We start from the raw sequence: 16,929 nt of genomic DNA, 5'->3' as shown, positions 1-16,929 counted from the left end.
GGAACAGCATGAGCGAGAACATGAGCGAGACCAGCAGCCGGACCACGAGCGGCACCGGCGTCAACCCCGGCCGCGTCCTGGTCACCGGGGGAGGCTCCGGTCTGGGCGCGGCCATCGTGCAGGGCGTCCTGGCCGCGGGAGGCACCCCGGTGGTGCTGGACCGCGACATCAGCCGCGTCACCGGCGTGAAGGCCTTCGAGGTGGACGTCGCCGACCGCGAGGCGGTCGAGAAGGCCGTGCGCGAGGCGGCGGAGACGATGGACGGGCTCGACGCCGTCGTGACCGCAGCCGGGATCGACCGCTGCGGCGCGCTCGACACGGTGCCCGCCGAGGAGTGGGAGAAGGTGATCGGCGTCAATCTGATGGGGACGGCGTCGACGGCGCGAGCCGCCCTGCCGTACCTCAAGCAGACGCACGGGCGCGTGGTCACCATCGCCTCGACCCTCGGCATCAAGGCCGTGGGGGATGCGACGGCCTACTGCGCCTCGAAGTTCGGGGTCATGGGCTTCTCGCAGGCGCTCGCCGCGGAGACAGCAGGGCAGATCGGCGTCACGACGATCATCCCGGGCGGCATGAAGACCCGCTTCTTCGACGACCGCGACGAGCAGTACAAGCCGCAGGACGACTCACGGCTCAACGACCCCGAGCGCGTGGCCGAGGCCATCCTGTTCGCGCTTTCGCAGCCCAGGAGCTGCGAGATCCGCGAGATGGTCATCGCCCACGCAGAAGAAGGCTCGTGGCCCTGAGTTCGGCCACGTCCGCGTAGACGGCATCGGGCTGGACGGTCGCGACGAACGAGTCATCGTGCTCGCAGCGCTCCGCCGTCCAGCCCACCTGCGTGACGTCCACCCCGCACACGGGGCACTGCGACACCCAGGAGAAGTGGACGCGGTGGAGCGTGCGGCCGATCGCGCCCGCGTTGATCACGTTGCCGATCCAGTACACGCCGACGGTCGGGGTGCCCACCGCCTGTGCGAGGTGCCGCGGGCCGCTGTCGTTGCCCACCATCACCGCGCTCCGGTCGAGGACACCCGTGAGCTCGCCCAGTGTGAGCTGCCCCGCAAGGGACCGCACGTTCGCGGCGGGCGCCGCCGCGCGGGCGAGCCCTACGATCTCCTCCGCCGTGCCGGCGTCGCCCGCGTCACCGACCACCACCACCTCGCAGCCGTCCGCGGCCGCGCGCACGGCCACCTCCGCGAAGGACGACGACGGCCACCGCCTCCGCGGATCCGTCGCACCCGGATGCAGGGCGATCACGGCGCCGTCGCCCGTGAGCCGCCGGGCGTGGTCCGCCTCGGCCGCCGTGACCTGCACACGCGGCTCGAGATCCACCGGCACGGCACCGGCCAGTCCCACGACCTCGAGAGCCCGGAAGACCTCGTGCTGGTAGTAGACGTAGGGGATGGTGCGTTCGAGTGCGGCGGCGTCGGGCGTGCGCGTACCGATGGTGTGGCGGGCGCCGAGACGCAGCACGAACGGATTGGAGTTGCGTCCGCCGCCGTGCAGCTGCACCGCGAGGTCGAAGGAGCCGGACAGCTCGTCGAAGAAACCGTCGACGGCGGCCGTGTCCGCCATGCCGTCCACCCCGCCGTCCACCCCGCCGTCCACCCCGCCGTCCACCGCGCCGCCGGGCCGGACGCCGGGGGAGAAGGGCAGCTCGACGATCCGCGACACCGGTCCCGGCCTGCCCCCGAGCAGGGCGGCATGACCGGGCATGCCCAGCAGGGTGATCTCCGCGTCGGGGTAGCGGGACTTCAGGGCGGCGATGGCCGGCAGCGCGAACATGAGGTCACCCAGCCCGCCGCCGCGCAGGACGGCGATGCGCCGGACGTCCTCGAAGGGCGGGAGCACCGGGCCCACGGCCCGTGCCGTGTCCTGCCTGCCGCCGAAGTCCGCCGTCGTCTGTCCCTGCCCCATGCGTGTGTTCCCCGTTCGTGTCGTGTCGTGTCGTGTCGTCGGCACCGTGCACCGTGCACCGTGCACCGTGGTCATGCGTCGTGGTCCTGACCCGGTCGGGCGACGGATGTGCCTGCCTCCAGCTGTACACAGCAGCAGGGGTGCTGTCCATGCCTTTCACGGACCCGATCCATCGATCGCACCTGCTGCCGCAACCATATGCTAAGCGTGCTGATGGTCACGCGGGAGCGGCGTAGAAATCGGCCCCTGTGCTGTGTGAAGCAGCGGGAGCGGGGTATGGAACCAGCAGCGGCGGCCGTCGTGCCCGGATCCCATCGGCGATCAGGGCGGAACAGCCGCAGCAGACCAGCAGCACGCCGAACGCCAAGGAGCGCAATGTCCATCCAGTCCCAGGCACCCACCCTGCTTGATGCGCAGGACGACGCGTCCATCACGATCACGAGCCCCCTGGACGGGTCGGAGGTGGGCTCCCTGCCCTGCACCACCCGCGAGCAGATCGGCCGCGCCGTGTCCCTCGCCCGCGCCGTCCAGCCCGAATGGGCCGCCACGAGCCCGGCCGATCGCGGAGCCGCCCTACGTCGGGCAGCAGCAGCACTGCGCGCCGGTGCCGAGGAACTCGCGGCCCTCAATACGCGGGAGACGGGCAAGCCCCCTGCCGACGCGCTCGGCGGGATCGAGGCCGGCATCTCCACCTTCGAGCAGTACGCGGAACTCGGTCCCGTGCACCGGGGACTGAGTCTCCGCGGCGCGGCCACCGCCAGCGACTACACCGTCGCCGAGCCCCGCGGGATCGCCGTGCTCCTCACCCCCTGGAACGATCCCGTGGCGGTCGCAGCGGGCCTCATCGGCGCAGCCCTCGTCACCGGCAACACGGTCATCCACAAGCCGAGCGAGCGCTGCCCGCACGTGGGCGAGATGCTCGGGCGGCTCCTGCAGCCGGCCTTCCCCGACGGCGTGCTCACCACCCTGACCGGGGACGGCGACGTGGGCCGGCTGCTCACCATCGAGACCGACGTCGACGTCGTCGCGCATGTGGGCTCGAGCGCCACGGGCGGGCGGATCGCCCGCGCGGCCTCCCTCACCCGTGCGCACGTGATCCGCGAGAACGGCGGCAACGATCCCCTCCTCGTCGACGCCGACGTCGATCCGGTGTGGGCCGCAGGCCAGGCGGCGCTCGGCGCCTTCGCCAACGCCGGCCAGATCTGCACCTCGGTGGAGCGGATCTACGTCCACCGCGACATCGCCGAGCCCTTCCTCGCCGCGCTGACCGAGGAGGCGCAGGCCTGGACCGGCAGCAGCGGCTTCCCGCCACTGGTCGACGAACGCATGCGCGACGCCGTGGAGGCGCAGGTCGGTGAGGCCCTCCAGCTCGGGGCGCGCTGCCTGGCCGGGGGCTCGGTGCCGGACGGACCCGGCGCCCACTACCCGGCGACGGTCCTGGCGGACTGCACGGGATCGATGACCGTGATGACGGAGGAGACCTTCGGGCCCGTGGCTCCCGTCACCGTGGTGGACAGCTTCCACGACGGCCTCCGCCTCGCCGCGTCCGGACCGTACGGGCTCGCCGCCTCGGTGCTGACCGGGAGCATCGCCCACGCCCAGCAGGCCATCGCGGCGCTCGCCGTCGGAACCGTCAAGGTCAACGCCGTGTTCGGTGGTGCGCCCGGCGGGGCCGCCCAGCCGCGCGGCATCAGCGGCGCCGGATTCGGCTACGGCCCGGAGCTGCTCGACGAGTTCGCTCTCGTCAAGGTGGTCCACATCAGCTCACCACCGCAGGGGGACGCCTGATGGCCGGCACGGGCGGGCCCGCGGGGGTCCCGGACGGCGAACTGTCGGACGTGCGGGGCCTCGCGGCCTGGCTCCCGGCCGCCATCGCCGACCGGGCACCGCGGATCACGGTGGTGGGGGACGCGATGCTCGACGGCTGGTGGAGCGGCACGATCGAGCGGTTCTGCCGCGAGGCGCCCGCACCCGTCGTCGACATCACGCGCCGTGACTACGCCGCGGGCGGAGCGGCGAACACGGCGATGAACCTCGCGGCCCTCGGCGCGCGGGTGCGGATGTGCGGCCTGATCGGCGACGACGACGCCGGCCGCCGGCTCCGCCGGATACTGGACGGGGCGGGCGTGGACACCACCGACCTCGTCCAGGACTCCCGGGTGGGCACCACGACGAAGTACCGCATCCTCGGCGGCGACCAGGTCATGCTCCGCCTCGACGACACCCATGACGGCCTGCCCGCCGCCGCGATCACGGCCCTCGCTGCCCGCGTCCCGGACGCCGTGGCCGGCGCCGACGCCGTGATCGTGTGCGACTACGGATCGGGAGCCCTCGGAGACGAGGTCCGCGCGGCGCTCCGGCCCGCGGCAGGCCTGCACCCGGACACCCTCGTCGTCGTGGACGCCCATGACACGGCCGCCTGGGCCGGGGTGCAGCCGCACATCGTGACACCGAATGCGGGCGAGGCGGCTCAGGTCCTCGGTATGCGACTCGATCCGCGCTCCGACCGCGCCTCGGTGGTGGCGGCGCGGCGGAGCGAGCTGCTGGCCGCGACCGCCGCCGCAGCCGTCGTCGTGACGCTCGACCGGGACGGGACCGTCCTGCTGACCCCGGACGGGGAGGCACACCGCACGTGGGCCCAGCCCGTGACCGAGAAGCAGGCCTCAGGCGCCGGGGACACCTTCGTGGCCGGCCTCACCGTGGCCCGCGCAGCGGGACTGCCGCTGACCACGAGCCTCGACCTCGCCCAGGCCGCCGCGGATGTCGTGGTACACCGGCCCGGCACCTCCGTCTGCACGACGTCGGACCTCACGAGCCACCTGCAGCAGTTCGCGGACACGGCCCTCCCCACCGTCGACCTGCTGCGGCGGCTCGAGGAGGACCGCGCGGCCGGCCGGCGGATCGTGCTCACGAACGGGTGCTTCGACGTGCTGCACCGCGGCCACACGCGCTACCTCAACCAGGCCAAGCAGCTCGGTGACGTCCTCGTGGTGGCCCTCAACGACGACGCCGGTGTGCGGCGGCTGAAGGGCCCCGACCGTCCGATCAATCCCATCGCCGACCGCGCAGGGATCATCGCCTCGCTGAGCTGCGTGGACTACGTCACCGTCTTCGACACGGACACCCTGGTGCCGCTGATCGAGCTCGTGCGCCCCGACGTCTACGCGAAGGGCGGCGACTACACGGCCCAGATGCTGGAGGAGACCCCGGCCGTCGAGGCGTGCGGCGGGCGGGTCAGCATCCTCGACTACGTGCCGGAGCGCTCCACCGCGGCCGTCGTCCGGCGGATCCGCTCGGCGCCCCTCGCGGGTGACGCGCCGTGACGCCGCGCTGGTCGGGGGAGTGGGCGCTCGAGGTCCTTGGCGAGGAGCCCGCCGTCGACGTGCTGATCCCCTCCTTCGGGCGTCCGGCGGAACTGGCGGTCACCCTCTCGGGGCTCGCTGCCCAGGAGGGCGTGCCCTTCCGCGTGACCGTGAGCGACCAGACGGAGGGTGACGCCGCGTCCTTCGTGCAGCCGGCGGTCCGGGCCATGCTACGGGTGCTCGAGGCGCAGGGGCACCCGGTCCGGCTGGAGCGGCACCTGCCGCGCCGGGGCCTGGCCGAGCACAGGAACTACCTCCTCGGTCTCGCGACGGCGCCGTTCGTGCTCTTCCTCGACAACGACGTCTGGCTCGAGCCGGGCTCCCTGGACCGGATGAGCAGGGCGCTCCGCGGCGCCGGGTGCGGGTTCGTGGGATCCGCAGTGCAGGGCCTGTCCTACCTCGGCGACCGGCGGCCGCACGAGCGCAGCGAGCTCCGGCTGTGGCCGGACAACGAGGTCCTGCCCGAGCGCATCCGCCGCGGCACGGAGGGCTTCGCCCGGTGGCCGCTGCACAACGCCGCCAACCTGGCGCACGCCGCCGTCGAGCTCGCGATCCCGCCCGGTGAATGGCGCCTCTACCGCGTGGCCTGGGTGGGCGGGTGCGTCCTGTTCGATCGCGACGCCCTCGTGGAATGCGGCGGGTTCGACTTCTGGGACCGGCTCCCTTCCGGACATGCCGGCGAGGACGTCGCCGCGCAGTGGCGCGTGATGGAGCGCTACGGCGGCGCGGGCATCATCCCGTCCGGCGCGGTGCACCTCGAGGCACCCACCACGGTGACAGACCGTGACACAGACGCTGCCCACGTGATCCTGGGCCAGTGACGGTGCCCCCATCCGGGACGCACCTGCAGAGCATCGAACCGACACGAAGGAGCACCACATGGCAGATCCGAGCCCGATCGACATCCAGAAGGCACTGGGCGGCGTGGACTACCCCGCCTCCAGGGACGACCTCGTGAAGCACGCCGAGGACAAGGGCGCGGACGCGTCGGTCCTCGACACACTGAAGAACCTGCCGGACCGCGAGTTCGACTCGCCGACGGATGTGAACAAGGAAGCGTCGGCCTGAGGACAGCACCGGCGGCGGTGCCCGACCAGGGTGCCGCCGCCGGCGCCCGGCGTCCGGAGGGGACGACATGAAGCAGGACAGTGGGACGACGGCCAGGTCGACGGGCAGGCCGACCGCGGAGGAGAAGGACGGGGGCGCGTCCGGCGGGGAGCGACCCGTGACGGTCATCATCGCGTTCATCGCGAACCTGCTCGTCGCGGTCGCGAAGACCGTCGCAGCGATGATCACCGGTTCCGCGTCGATGACCGCGGAGTCCGCCCATTCGTGGGCCGATACGGGCAACCAGGTGTTCCTGCTGGTCGCCGAGCGGAAGTCGAGACGTCGCAGGGACGCCGCGCATCCCCTCGGCTACGGCCGCGAAGCCTACGTGTGGTCGATGTTCGCCGCCTTCGGGCTCTTCACCGCAGGCGCCGTCGTGTCCATCACGCACGGCATCCAGCAGCTCCTGGAGCCCGAGCCCGCCGGCGACTACGGGATCGCCTACGCCGTCCTCGCCGTGGCGTTCGTGCTGGAGGGGATCTCGTTCGCCCAGGCGTTCCGCCAGGCACGCACGGCCGGGCGGAGCACCGGCACGTCCACGCTGAGGAGCGTCTCGACCACCTCCAACCCCACGCTCCGGGCCGTCTTCGCGGAGGACTCCGCCGCGCTGATCGGGCTCGTCATCGCGTTCGCGGGCATCCTCCTGCACCAGCTCACCGGCTACCCGGTCCCGGACGCCGTCGGATCCATCCTCGTCGGTGTGCTGCTCGGGGTGATCGCCGTCATCCTCATCGACCGGAACCGCCGCTTCCTCGTCGGCCAGGCCGTGTCGCCGGAGCTGCGCGCATCGGTCGCCGGGCGCCTGGGTGCGCATCGGAGCATCGAGCGCGTCACGTACCTGCACCTCGAGTACGTGGGGCCCGACCGGCTCTACCTGGTGGCAGCGGTGGATCTGGTCGGCGATCGGGCGGAACACGAGGTGGCAGTGGCCCTGCGCGCCGTCGAACGCGACATCGAGGACCACGAGCGCATCGAGGAGGCCGTGCTGACCCTCTCGACGCCGGACGAGCCGGCCCTGACGTTCGCGGCGCACGGCCCCTGAGCCGCGTCCGCGCCGTCCCGCTGCCCGGTCCCTCTTCCCGGCTCCGCCCCGGCTGCCCGGCCGGACCGGCTAGCCGCCCACCTCGGCGTCCTCCACGGTCGGGGCGGACTCACCGCCGCCCGGACCCGCGATGTTCACCATCCAGGAGACCCCGAAGCGGTCGACGCACATGCCGAAGCTGTCGCCCCACGGCGAGGCGGCGAGCGGCATCACCTCCGTACCGCTGCCCGCCAGGGCCGCCCAGTAGCCCCGGAGCTCCGCCTCGTCATCCCCGCTCAGGGACAGCGAGTGGCCGGCGGGGGCGCGGTACTCCATGCTGTTCGGCGTGTCCGCAGCCATGAGCACCTGACCCGACGGGGTGGTGAGCATCGAGTGCATGACCTTGTCCTGCTCGGCCGGGTCCTCGCTCACCTGGTACTCGGCGAACGTGCTGCGCTGCAGGTCACCGCCGAACACCGACCGGTAGAAGTCCATCGCCTCGGCGGCGGTGTCCCTGAAGCTGAGATAGGTGTTGATCGTTGCTGCCATGGTGCTCTCCCGTCGTCCGCGCCCTCCGACGCTGCCTGTGGGAGCGATTATGGCCGAGCACACCGCGCCAGGGAAGGGGTGCGGACACGCTCAGGAGGGCGACGGCTCCGGACGTGGACCGATCGCGCCGGCCACACTCTTCTCGAGCGAGGTGATGGTGGCGTCCGGCAGCACGATCAGCCCGTCGAGCTCCCGGCGCGCCCGCCGGTATGCCGTCTGGCGTTCGGCGGCCGTCGCGGCGTCGTCCACCGCGACGGTGACGAGCTTCCTGGCCGTCTCGAGGCGCGCGCGCTCGTCCGCGGTGAATCCACTGGCCCGCACGCGGCGCGCCTCGGTCTCGGCGACCTGGAATGCGACGTCGTAGGACGTGACGGCCGAGCGGTACGCGGTGAGCTCGTCGGGCAGGACGTCGGACGGGTCCTGGGGCCGCAGTGCGTCCGCCTCACGCTTGGCACGGAGGAAGGCGACCGTGAGGGGCTCCCTGACGTCCGTCATGGTCGGGTAGTCGATCAGCTTCGCCGCGTCCAGCTCGTAGGAGAGCCAGCGCCGGTCCACGTCGTCGTGCATGCGCCCGATGTGCAGGACGTCCCGTGCCCGGCCCGAGAGTGCCTGAGCCGATGGCGTACCGGCGAGCTCCGGTGGTGCCGCCGGGGCGGGTGGCATGGCCGGGTTCTTCAGCCGGTACAGCTCCATCCTGCGCTGGTGGCGCCGTTCGCCGGCCTCGGACCAGGACCTGCCCCAGACGGCGAAGACACCCGAGAGGGGGAAGACCAGCCACCAGTAGTTCCCGGCGAAGGACAGGATTTCGTTCACGGCTCCATGGTAGGCCCGGACTCCTCGCCGCCGCCGTCTCCGGCGCGGTCGCGGTCAGGGCTGGTACCGGCCGTGGTGTCCGCAGCTCAGACGGTCGTGTCCTCGCGCGGCCGCCGGGACCTGCGCGTGCGGCGGAAGACCGACACGAGGATCAGGGTGCTCACGAGGAGGTGGAGGATCGAGAGCGACGGGAGGACCGTCAGGAGCAGGAGTGTGACCAGGACGAGGAGGACGGCCGTCCGCGTGAAGGGGAGGAACTCCGGCGGGATGGGACGAGGCCAGGGGTGGTAGTCGAAGGTGGGCGCGTCATCCGCGGCTTCACGGGCCATGGTCGTCCTTCCGGCGTACGGGACCTGCGCCTGGGGCGCTCCTGCCATGGTGCTGCGGCGGGGGTCGCGCAGGCAACGGCGGGCGGGCCGCGCGACGGCTCTTGACCGCTGCAGCGGCATGCGGGCGGGGGACGGAAGGGCCCGGACATAACGAAACCCCGCCGTGCAGGCGGCGAGACCTGGACGACGGGGTAACGAGGTGCACCCCTCGGGACTTGAACCCGAAACCCATTGATTAAGAGTCAATTGCTCTGCCAATTGAGCTAGAGGTGCGAGGCGCTTCACCGTCCGATTTCACTCGGTCGGGTCAACCGCAACAGCATGAAACTCTACCAGCACTTCTGCCCAAACATGAAACCGGGGCGCTCAGTCCGCCTGCGCGACGGCCACCCGCAGCAGGCGCGCTCCGCCCGTCTCGTTGGTCGCGACGAGCAGTGACCCGTCCGCTGCCGCCGCCACGTCCCGGAGCCGCCCGTGATCACCGTCCAGGTGGCTGACCGGCTCACCCGCGGTTCCTCCCCGCAGGGGCACCTGCCACAGGCGCTGTCCACGCAGCCCGCCGATGTAGGCGACGTCGTCGACGATCGCCATGCCGCTGGGCGACGACGACGCCGTCGACGGCCACACCACCTGGGCGTCGACGAAGCGGGCGTCCCCCGGCGCACCGGTCACCTCGGGCCAGCCGTAGTTTCCGCCCGCCCGGATCAGGTTGAGTTCGTCGTCGACCTCCGGGCCGAACTCGGTGGCCCACAGGGCACCGTCGGTGTCCCAGGCCAGACCCTGCACGTTGCGGTGGCCGAGACTGTAGACGGGGGAGCCGGGCGTCGGGTTGTCGGGCGGGACCGCACCGTCGCGTTCGATGCGGAGGATCTTCCCGGCGAGGCTTCCGGGGTCCTGGGCGTCCTGACGTCGACCGGCGTCGCCGGTGCCGACCCAGAGGGCGCCGTCCGGGCCGACGGCGATCCTCCCGCCGTTGTGGATGTCCCCCTTCGGGATCCCGGTCAGGATCGGTGCGGGCTCACCGAGAGCACCGCCGCTGTACGGCAGGCTGACCACCCGGTTGTCGGCCTCGGCCGTGTAGTAGGCGAAGACGGCGTCAGGAGCACCCGCCGGGTCGACCGCGAGCCCGAGCAGCCCACCCTCGCCGCCGGCCGCGGCGGCTTCCGGGATGCTGCCGATCACCTCGTCCGTGGTACCGCTGATCCGTCGGATCTCCCCGGTCTCCCGGTCGGAGACGAGCAGCGAGCCGTCGTCGAGGGCGACGACGGACCACGGCACGCCGAGACCCGTCGCGCGTCGCCCTCGTAGGAGAGCGAGGGAAGGCCGGCGGGGGAGGCGGGGAGGCCGGGCGCCCGGCGAAGAGCGGCCGGGGCCCGCCGGAGTCCGCCGAGCGACCGGCCAGGACCAGCGCCGCACAGGCCGCAAGGAAGGCCCGGGCGCAGATGCGGGCGTCCCGCCGGCGTGCGGTGGCTGGCATGGTCCGACCCTAGGTCCGTGCCGGTGAGGTGTCCACACCGCCGGTGTCGCCGTCCACGACCGGGCGCCCGGGCCGGCCGGCGCTAGGCTGGCGCCATGACCCCCTCGGCCGCATCCGCCTCGTCGTCGCCCTCCGCACGCATCCCCGTCGTCAGCACGCTGAGCGTACCGACCGCCGATCTGCGCGATGCCCTCGCGGACATCTCGCCGAACGTCGAGGTGGTGCTCTGGGACTTCATCGGCGCGCCCGTCGGCGCCGATCCCGCCGGGATCCAGGCCGTGGTCCTCCCGTACACGGGCCGCGCTCATCTCGACGGCGCGCTCGATGCCGCGCCGAACCTCGTCCTCGTCCAGACGCAGTCCACGGGGTACGACGGCGTGGCCGACCTCGTGGGAGGCGGGGTGGCGATCGCCACGGCGTCGGGCGTGCATGCCGCGGCCACCGCCGAACTCGCCGTCGGGCTGGCCCTCGCGTCGCTCCGGGGGATCGACGACGCCGTGCGGCAGCAGGCCGACGGCCGGTGGTCGCCCGCGCGCCACCCGGGCCTCGCCGACCGGCGGGTGCTGCTCGTCGGCGTCGGCGGGATCGGCGAGGAGATCCGGCGCCGCCTCGTGACCTTCGAGGCCACCGTGACGAGGGTCGGCAGCACGGCTCGCGAGGACGGGATCGGCCATGTGCACGGCGGCGACGAGCTGGCCGCGCTCGCTCCGGACCACGACGTGGTGGTCGTCATCACGCCCCTGAGCGACGCGACGCGCGGACTGATCGGGCGCGAGGTCCTCGCCGCACTGCCCGACGGCGCGCTGGTGGTCAACGTGGCGCGCGGCGCCGTCGTGGACACCGACGCCCTCACGGCCGAGGTCCTGACGGGCCGCCTGAGGGCCGCCCTCGACGTCGTCGACCCCGAACCGCTGCCGGCGGACCACCCGCTGTGGCGTGCGCCGGGCGTCATCATCACGCCGCACGTCGGTGGCAACACCGAGGCTTTCCCGCCCCGGATCCTCGCCCTGCTCGAGCGCCAGGTCGCGCTCCTCGGCGAGGGCCGGGCTCCGGAGAACCTGGTGGCCCGGGGCCCCTGGGCCTGACGGCCACCGGAGCCGGTCCGGCCCCGATTCCCGGGAGTCAGGCCATGGCGATGAAGGCGTCCATGAACGCCGTGAAGTCGAGGCAGTCGTCCTCCTGGTCGAGGAGCAGGGGCGTGCCCGGCCCGATGTCGAGCACGGGTTCCGCAGCGACGTCGAACCGGAAGATCCGGCCCGTGCTGGTGCCCACCTCGAAGCTGTCGTCGTCGTCCCACTGAAGGGCGTGCGCGAGGTTCGTCATGTTCACCTCGACGGGGACGCCCGCACCGGTGATGGCCGCCAGATCCACGGGGGCGATCATGAGTTCCATCGGCTTCCAGCGGTAGCCGACCACGAAGGCGGACGGCGCGGGGGGCTGCGTGGCCGGTACCCTCGTCGACCGCCGGCTCCCCGCAGCGGTGCGGGGGGCCGCGAACACGAGGTTGTAGTCACCGTAGTTCGGGATCTGGCCGTCGAAGACACGGCGCAGGGCGTTCTTCAGACCCTGGCCCCCGTCGAACGGGAGGGCGGTCTCGTGGGGCTCTTCGGGAGTCATATCACGCCGTTGCGGTAGGAGGCTGTCGGACCGGTCCCGACGGCGGGACCCTGAGCGGAGCACCCGGCCCGCAGGCGGGTCGGTTCGCCCGCGAAGACCACACTGTACCGGAGCGTCGAGGGCCTGCACGAGGGGCCCGCCGGGGCCGGGAGATGCCTTCCGCGCAGGCCACGACGGGCTGTAACAGGAGGGTCACATGGCGAAACGTGCCTGCAACACCGGCCTAGACTTCCACCATGACCGTGGACACAACGCCGGAGACAACACCGCAGACAACGCCAGACATCAAACCCCGGAGCCGCGTCGTCACGGACGGCATCCATGCGGCCCCCTCCCGCGGAATGCTCCGTGCGGTGGGCATGGGCGACGACGACTTCGCCAAGCCCCAGGTCGGCGTCGCGAGTTCGTGGAACGAGATCACACCCTGCAACCTGTCCCTCAACCGCCTGGCGGAGGGCGCGAAGGAGGGTGTCCGGGACGCGGGCGGGTTCCCGATGCAGTTCGGCACCATCTCGGTCTCCGACGGCATCTCGATGGGCCACGAGGGCATGCACTTCTCCCTCGTCTCGCGCGAGGTGATCGCCGACTCGGTCGAGACCGTCATGCAGGCAGAGCGCATCGACGGGTCCGTCCTCCTGGCCGGTTGCGACAAGTCCCTGCCGGGCATGCTCATGGCGGCGGCCCGCCTCGATCTCGCCTCCGTCTTCCTGTACGCGGGCACCATCATGCCGGGCTTCGCGAAGCTCGAGGACGGGACCGAGAAGGAGGTCACCCTGATCGACGCCTTCGAGGCCGTCGGCGCCTGTGCGGCCGGCACCATGAGCCTCAAGGACCTCGACAGCATCGAGCGCGCCGTCTGTCCCGGCGAGGGTGCCTGTGGCGGGATGTACACCGCCAACACCATGGCCTGCATCGGCGAGGCCCTCGGGATGTCCCTGCCCGGATCCGCCGCTCCTCCCTCCGTCGACCGGCGGCGCGACGCGTTCGCCCAGAAGTCCGGCGAGGCCGTCGTGAACCTCCTGCGCCTCGGCATCACGGCGCGCGACATCATGACCAAGAAGGCCTTCGAGAACGCCATCGCGGTCACCATGGCCTTCGGCGGTTCGACGAACGCCGTCCTGCACCTGCTGGCCATCGCCCGTGAAGCAGAGGTGGACCTCACGCTCGACGACTTCAGCCGCATCGGTGACACGATCCCGCACCTGGGCGATCTCAAGCCCTTCGGCCGCTACGTGATGTTCGACGTCGACAAGGTGGGCGGCGTGCCAGTCATCATGAAGGCTCTGCTCGACGCCGGCCTGCTGCACGGCGACTGCCTCACCGTCACCGGCAAGACGCTCGCGGAGAACCTCGCGGACATCAACCCGCCGGACCTCGACGGCAAGATCCTGCGCGCTCTCGACAACCCGATGCACAGGACCGGCGGGATCACCATTCTCCACGGGTCCCTGGCGCCCGAGGGTGCCGTGGTCAAGAGCGCCGGGTTCGACGCCGACGTCTTCGAGGGCACTGCCCGCGTCTTCGAGCGTGAGCAGGGGGCCCTGGACGCCCTGGACGCAGGAGCCATCCACGCGGGCGATGTCGTGGTGATCCGCTACGAGGGGCCGAAGGGCGGGCCGGGCATGCGTGAGATGCTCGCGATCACCGGGGCCATCAAGGGGGCCGGACTCGGCAAGGACGTGCTCCTGCTGACGGACGGCCGCTTCTCGGGGGGCACCACGGGCCTGTGCATCGGGCACGTCGCCCCGGAAGCGGTCGACGGCGGTCCCATCGCCTTCGTGCAGGACGGTGACCGCATCCGCGTCGACATCGCCGCCAAGAGCTTCGACCTGCTGGTCGACGAGGCCGAGCTCGAGGAGCGGAAGGTGGGCTGGGCGCCGCTGCCCGCCCGCTACACCAAGGGCGTGCTGGGCAAGTACGCGAAGCTCGTGCACTCGGCGTCGACGGGCGCCTACTGCGGCTGAGCGACCGGCCGGCCACGCGGGGAACCGCGTGGCCGGCACCCCTGGTTAATGTCCACTAACTGGACATGGTGTCCATCATGTGAGACAGCAGGGGGTGCGGTTGACACCCTTTCGAGGGGGCGTGGAAACTACAGGTATGCAGCTCGAACCCGTAGTCGTCGTCCTTACACAGCGCGTGGCCTGAAGCCCGTCCACCCGACGACTGCAGTCACGCGCAACCCCTCGCAGAGCCCGACCAGGCTGAGGGGTTTTTTTGTTGACACGACCTGTCGACGAAGAAGCCCGCGGATGTCCATCCGCAGTCACAGCTGCAGCAGTGCAGCGAACGTTCCGAAGGAAGTCTGAGATGTCCAAGGGATCGCCCATCAGCCCCGCGCTGTTGGCAGCAAGGCCAGCACCTCCCGCAGCACCTGCGCGCGAGACCGTGCCCGTCGTCCAGGCGAGCGCCGTCCGCGGACCCAATGCCGTCGTCGCGCCCACCCGCATGCTCGGGTCGGCCGCGATCGTGCGGTCCCTCGAGGAACTCGGCGTCGACGACGTCTTCGGCCTTCCCGGCGGAGCCATCCTCCCGACCTACGATCCCCTCATGGCGTCGACCAAGCTCCGCCACGTCCTGGTGCGCCACGAGCAGGGTGCCGGCCACGCCGCGCAGGGCTACGCCATGGTCACCGGTCGTCCCGGCGTCTGCATCGTGACGTCCGGCCCGGGCGCCACGAACCTCGTGACCGCCATCGCCGATGCCCACATGGACTCCGTGCCCATGGTGGCCATCACCGGGCAGGTCTCGAGCGCCTTCATCGGCTCGGACGCCTTCCAGGAGGCGGACATCGTCGGCATCACCATGCCGATCACCAAGCACTCCTACCTCGTCACCGATGCGCAGGACATTCCGCGCGTCCTGGCCGAGGCCTTCCACATCGCGACGACGGGCCGCCCCGGGCCCGTGCTGGTGGACATCGCCAAGGACGCCCAGCAGGCCACGATGACCTTCTCCTGGCCGCCCCGGGTGGACATCCCCGGATACCGGCCCGTGCTGCGCGGACACGCCAAGCAGGTCCGCGAGGCGGCCCGCCTCATCAGCGGATCCCAGCGCCCCGTCTTCTACGTGGGCGGTGGCGTGGTCAAGGGCCACGCCTCGTTGGAACTGAAGGAACTCGCCGAACTCGTGGGCGCCCCCGTCGTCACCACCCTCATGGCCCGCGGCGTCTTCCCCGACTCCCACGAGCAGCACGTGGGCATGCCGGGGATGCACGGCTCCGTCTCCGCGGTGACCGCCCTGCAGCAGGCGGACCTGCTCATCACGCTCGGCGCCCGCTTCGACGATCGCGTGACGGGCGTGCTCTCGAGCTTCGCCCCGAACGCCAAGGTCATCCACGCGGACATCGATCCCGCGGAGATCTCGAAGAACCGTGCAGCGGACGTGCCGATCGTCGGGTCCGTGAAGGAGATCATCCCCGAACTCACCGCCGCCGTGCGGGAGAGCTTCGCGACGCAGGAACGCCCGGACATCTCCGCCTGGTGGAAGACGATCAACCACCTGCGCGACACCTACCCCGTGGGCTTCAGCCAGCCGGAGGACGGCCTCTCGGCGCCCCAGCAGGTCATCAAGCGGATCGGCGAGCTGACCGGTCCCGAGGGCGTCTTCGTCTCGGGTGTCGGCCAGCACCAGATGTGGGCGGCGCAGTTCATCCAGTACGAGCGCCCGCACGCCTGGCTGAACTCGGGTGGGCTCGGCACCATGGGCTACTCCGTGCCCGCGGCGATGGGCGCGAAGGTCGGCAACCCGGACCGGGTGGTCTGGGCGATCGACGGCGACGGCTGCTTCCAGATGACCAACCAGGAACTCGCGACCTGCGTCATCAACAACATCCCCATCAAGGTCGCCGTCATCAACAACTCCTCGCTCGGGATGGTGCGGCAGTGGCAGACGCTCTTCTACGAGGGCCGCTACTCCAACACCGATCTCAACACGGGCCACGACACCGTGCGCGTGCCCGACTTCGTGAAGCTCGCCGACGCCTACGGCTGCGTGGGCCTGCGCTGCGAGCGCGACGAGGACATCGACGCCACGATCGAGCAGGCCCTGGCGATCAACGACCGCCCCGTCGTGATCGACTTCGTGGTCAGCCGAGACTCGATGGTCTGGCCCATGGTCCCGTCCGGCGTCAGCAACGACCTCATCCAGATCGCCCGCAACATGACCCCGACCTGGGAGCAGGAGGACTGACCATGGCACGGCACACACTCTCCGTCCTCGTCGAGGACGTCCCCGGCGTCCTGACCCGCGTCGCCAGCCTCTTCGCCCGGCGCGCCTTCAACATCAACTCGCTCGCGGTGGGACCGACCGAGGTCGCGGGGATGTCCCGCATCACGGTCGTCGTCGAAGCCGAGGGAGACCTCCTCGAGCAGGTCACGAAGCAGCTCAACAAGCTCATCAACGTGATCAAGATCGTGGAACTGACCACCGAGCTGTCGGTCCAGCGCGACCACATCCTGATCAAGGTCAGGGCCGACGCCGCGACCCGACTGCAGGTGACGCAGGCCGCGGATCTCTTCCGTGCATCCGTCGTCGACGTGGCGACGGACTCGCTCATCATCGAGGCGACCGGCACACCGGAGAAGCTCTCGGCGCTCCTGTCCGTGCTCGAGCCGTTCGGCATCCGCGAGATCGTGCAGTCCGGCACGCTCGCGATCGGCCGCGGCGCCAAGTCGATGAGCGACCGAGCCCTGCGCAGCGCCTGACCGCGCCTCCGGCACGCCGGAGGCGCCCCCC

The 16,929-nt window shown here is 71.5% G+C and carries 16 protein-coding genes and 1 tRNA gene; 10 read left to right on the top strand and 7 right to left on the bottom strand.

The genetic code is table 11. The features are described 5' to 3' along the window. Nucleotides 1-8 precede the first annotated feature (8 nt). Nucleotides 9-746, top strand: coding sequence for an SDR family oxidoreductase (locus tag NVV32_RS09925; RefSeq protein WP_235498806.1), 738 nt, complete (start codon nt 9-11; stop codon nt 744-746). Here the strand turns inward: NVV32_RS09925 and NVV32_RS09920 are convergent. Further along, nucleotides 712-1,917 carry a glycosyltransferase family 9 protein gene (locus tag NVV32_RS09920; RefSeq protein WP_055770482.1) on the bottom strand — a complete coding sequence of 402 codons (1,206 nt, stop codon included), beginning with the start codon at nt 1,915-1,917 and terminating at the stop codon, nt 712-714. The genes NVV32_RS09925 and NVV32_RS09920 overlap by 35 nt on opposite strands. A 375-nt stretch (nt 1,918-2,292) precedes the next feature. On the opposite strand from NVV32_RS09920, the gene NVV32_RS09915 reads away from it, so the two are divergent. The 5 genes from NVV32_RS09915 to NVV32_RS09895 all read left to right on the top strand — a co-directional run bounded on the left by NVV32_RS09915 (nt 2,293) and on the right by NVV32_RS09895 (nt 7,428). Further along, nucleotides 2,293-3,705: an aldehyde dehydrogenase family protein gene (locus NVV32_RS09915; RefSeq protein WP_422390039.1), complete on the top strand. Its 1,413-nt coding sequence runs from the start codon at nt 2,293-2,295 to the stop codon at nt 3,703-3,705. After that, complete coding sequence (locus tag NVV32_RS09910) at nt 3,705-5,240, top strand: PfkB family carbohydrate kinase (protein WP_422390038.1); 1,536 nt, start codon at nt 3,705-3,707, stop codon at nt 5,238-5,240. Before NVV32_RS09915 ends, NVV32_RS09910 begins: the two co-directional genes overlap by 1 nt. Continuing rightward, on the top strand, nt 5,237-6,100 hold the full coding sequence (locus tag NVV32_RS09905) for a glycosyltransferase family 2 protein (RefSeq protein ID WP_055770490.1): 864 nt from the start codon (nt 5,237-5,239) through the stop codon (nt 6,098-6,100). Before NVV32_RS09910 ends, NVV32_RS09905 begins: the two co-directional genes overlap by 4 nt. Before the next feature lie 58 nt (nt 6,101-6,158). Next, nucleotides 6,159-6,347: a DUF2795 domain-containing protein gene (locus tag NVV32_RS09900; protein ID WP_422390037.1), complete on the top strand. Its 189-nt coding sequence runs from the start codon at nt 6,159-6,161 to the stop codon at nt 6,345-6,347. 67 nt (nt 6,348-6,414) lie between these two features. Continuing rightward, on the top strand, nt 6,415-7,428 hold the full coding sequence (locus NVV32_RS09895; RefSeq protein WP_422390036.1) for a cation diffusion facilitator family transporter: 1,014 nt from the start codon (nt 6,415-6,417) through the stop codon (nt 7,426-7,428). 69 nt (nt 7,429-7,497) lie between these two features. Here the strand turns inward: NVV32_RS09895 and NVV32_RS09890 are convergent, their stop codons facing one another. The 5 genes from NVV32_RS09890 to NVV32_RS09870 all read right to left on the bottom strand — a co-directional run bounded on the left by NVV32_RS09890 (nt 7,498) and on the right by NVV32_RS09870 (nt 10,376). Then, the gene (locus NVV32_RS09890) at nt 7,498-7,956 is read right to left on the bottom strand and encodes a VOC family protein (protein WP_055770500.1); all 459 of its coding nucleotides are present in this window, start codon (nt 7,954-7,956) and stop codon (nt 7,498-7,500) included. Between the two features lie 90 nt (nt 7,957-8,046). Then, complete coding sequence (locus NVV32_RS09885) at nt 8,047-8,769, bottom strand: hypothetical protein (protein WP_082471442.1); 723 nt, start codon at nt 8,767-8,769, stop codon at nt 8,047-8,049. Nucleotides 8,770-8,855: 86 nt separating this feature from the next. Next, complete coding sequence (locus NVV32_RS09880) at nt 8,856-9,098, bottom strand: hypothetical protein (protein WP_055770503.1); 243 nt, start codon at nt 9,096-9,098, stop codon at nt 8,856-8,858. Nucleotides 9,099-9,298: 200 nt separating this feature from the next. Next, nucleotides 9,299-9,371 (bottom strand) — tRNA-Lys (locus NVV32_RS09875). Between the two features lie 93 nt (nt 9,372-9,464). Further along, nucleotides 9,465-10,376, bottom strand: a complete 912-nt coding sequence (locus NVV32_RS09870; protein ID WP_422390035.1) for a PQQ-dependent sugar dehydrogenase — start codon at nt 10,374-10,376, stop codon at nt 9,465-9,467. A 294-nt stretch (nt 10,377-10,670) separates the two neighbouring features. Between NVV32_RS09870 and NVV32_RS09865 the strand changes: the two genes are divergently transcribed. Next, a complete protein-coding gene (locus NVV32_RS09865; protein WP_422390034.1) occupies nt 10,671-11,660 on the top strand; it encodes a 2-hydroxyacid dehydrogenase in 990 nt (329 codons plus the stop codon). 37 nt (nt 11,661-11,697) lie between these two features. On the opposite strand, the gene NVV32_RS09860 is transcribed toward NVV32_RS09865, so the two are convergent. After that, entirely contained in the window at nt 11,698-12,192 is a 495-nt protein-coding gene (locus NVV32_RS09860; protein WP_422390033.1) for a hypothetical protein, read from the bottom strand. Nucleotides 12,193-12,428: 236 nt separating this feature from the next. Between NVV32_RS09860 and ilvD the strand changes: the two genes are divergently transcribed. From ilvD to ilvN, 3 genes are all read left to right on the top strand, one after another. Then, nucleotides 12,429-14,156 (top strand): dihydroxy-acid dehydratase, encoded by a 1,728-nt coding sequence (gene ilvD / locus NVV32_RS09855; RefSeq protein WP_055770510.1) that lies wholly within the window; start codon nt 12,429-12,431, stop codon nt 14,154-14,156. A gap of 346 nt (nt 14,157-14,502) precedes the next feature. Continuing rightward, entirely contained in the window at nt 14,503-16,383 is a 1,881-nt protein-coding gene (locus NVV32_RS09850; protein ID WP_055770513.1) for an acetolactate synthase large subunit, read from the top strand. A 2-nt stretch (nt 16,384-16,385) separates the two neighbouring features. Next, complete coding sequence (ilvN, locus tag NVV32_RS09845; protein ID WP_055770516.1) at nt 16,386-16,898, top strand: acetolactate synthase small subunit; 513 nt, start codon at nt 16,386-16,388, stop codon at nt 16,896-16,898. Nucleotides 16,899-16,929: the final 31 nt, after the last annotated feature.

Source organism: Arthrobacter sp. N1, from assembly GCF_048288285.1.
Classification (GTDB): domain Bacteria; phylum Actinomycetota; class Actinomycetes; order Actinomycetales; family Micrococcaceae; genus Arthrobacter_D.
The sequence above is the reverse complement of the archived record's forward strand: the minus strand, read 5'-3'. Positions and strand labels throughout refer to the sequence as shown.

Coding starts and splice junctions, on each gene's coding strand:
- NVV32_RS09915 (WP_422390039.1), top strand. CDS start 2,293: ATGTCCATCCAGTCCCAGGCACCCACCCTGCTTGATGCGCAGGACGAC.
- ilvN (WP_055770516.1), top strand. CDS start 16,386: ATGGCACGGCACACACTCTCCGTCCTCGTCGAGGACGTCCCCGGCGTC.
- NVV32_RS09860 (WP_422390033.1), bottom strand. CDS start 12,192: ATGACTCCCGAAGAGCCCCACGAGACCGCCCTCCCGTTCGACGGGGGC.
- NVV32_RS09925 (WP_235498806.1), top strand. CDS start 9: ATGAGCGAGAACATGAGCGAGACCAGCAGCCGGACCACGAGCGGCACC.
- NVV32_RS09895 (WP_422390036.1), top strand. CDS start 6,415: ATGAAGCAGGACAGTGGGACGACGGCCAGGTCGACGGGCAGGCCGACC.
- NVV32_RS09850 (WP_055770513.1), top strand. CDS start 14,503: ATGTCCAAGGGATCGCCCATCAGCCCCGCGCTGTTGGCAGCAAGGCCA.
- ilvD (WP_055770510.1), top strand. CDS start 12,429: ATGACCGTGGACACAACGCCGGAGACAACACCGCAGACAACGCCAGAC.
- NVV32_RS09865 (WP_422390034.1), top strand. CDS start 10,671: ATGACCCCCTCGGCCGCATCCGCCTCGTCGTCGCCCTCCGCACGCATC.
- NVV32_RS09890 (WP_055770500.1), bottom strand. CDS start 7,956: ATGGCAGCAACGATCAACACCTATCTCAGCTTCAGGGACACCGCCGCC.
- NVV32_RS09910 (WP_422390038.1), top strand. CDS start 3,705: ATGGCCGGCACGGGCGGGCCCGCGGGGGTCCCGGACGGCGAACTGTCG.
- NVV32_RS09900 (WP_422390037.1), top strand. CDS start 6,159: ATGGCAGATCCGAGCCCGATCGACATCCAGAAGGCACTGGGCGGCGTG.
- NVV32_RS09880 (WP_055770503.1), bottom strand. CDS start 9,098: ATGGCCCGTGAAGCCGCGGATGACGCGCCCACCTTCGACTACCACCCC.
- NVV32_RS09920 (WP_055770482.1), bottom strand. CDS start 1,917: ATGGGGCAGGGACAGACGACGGCGGACTTCGGCGGCAGGCAGGACACG.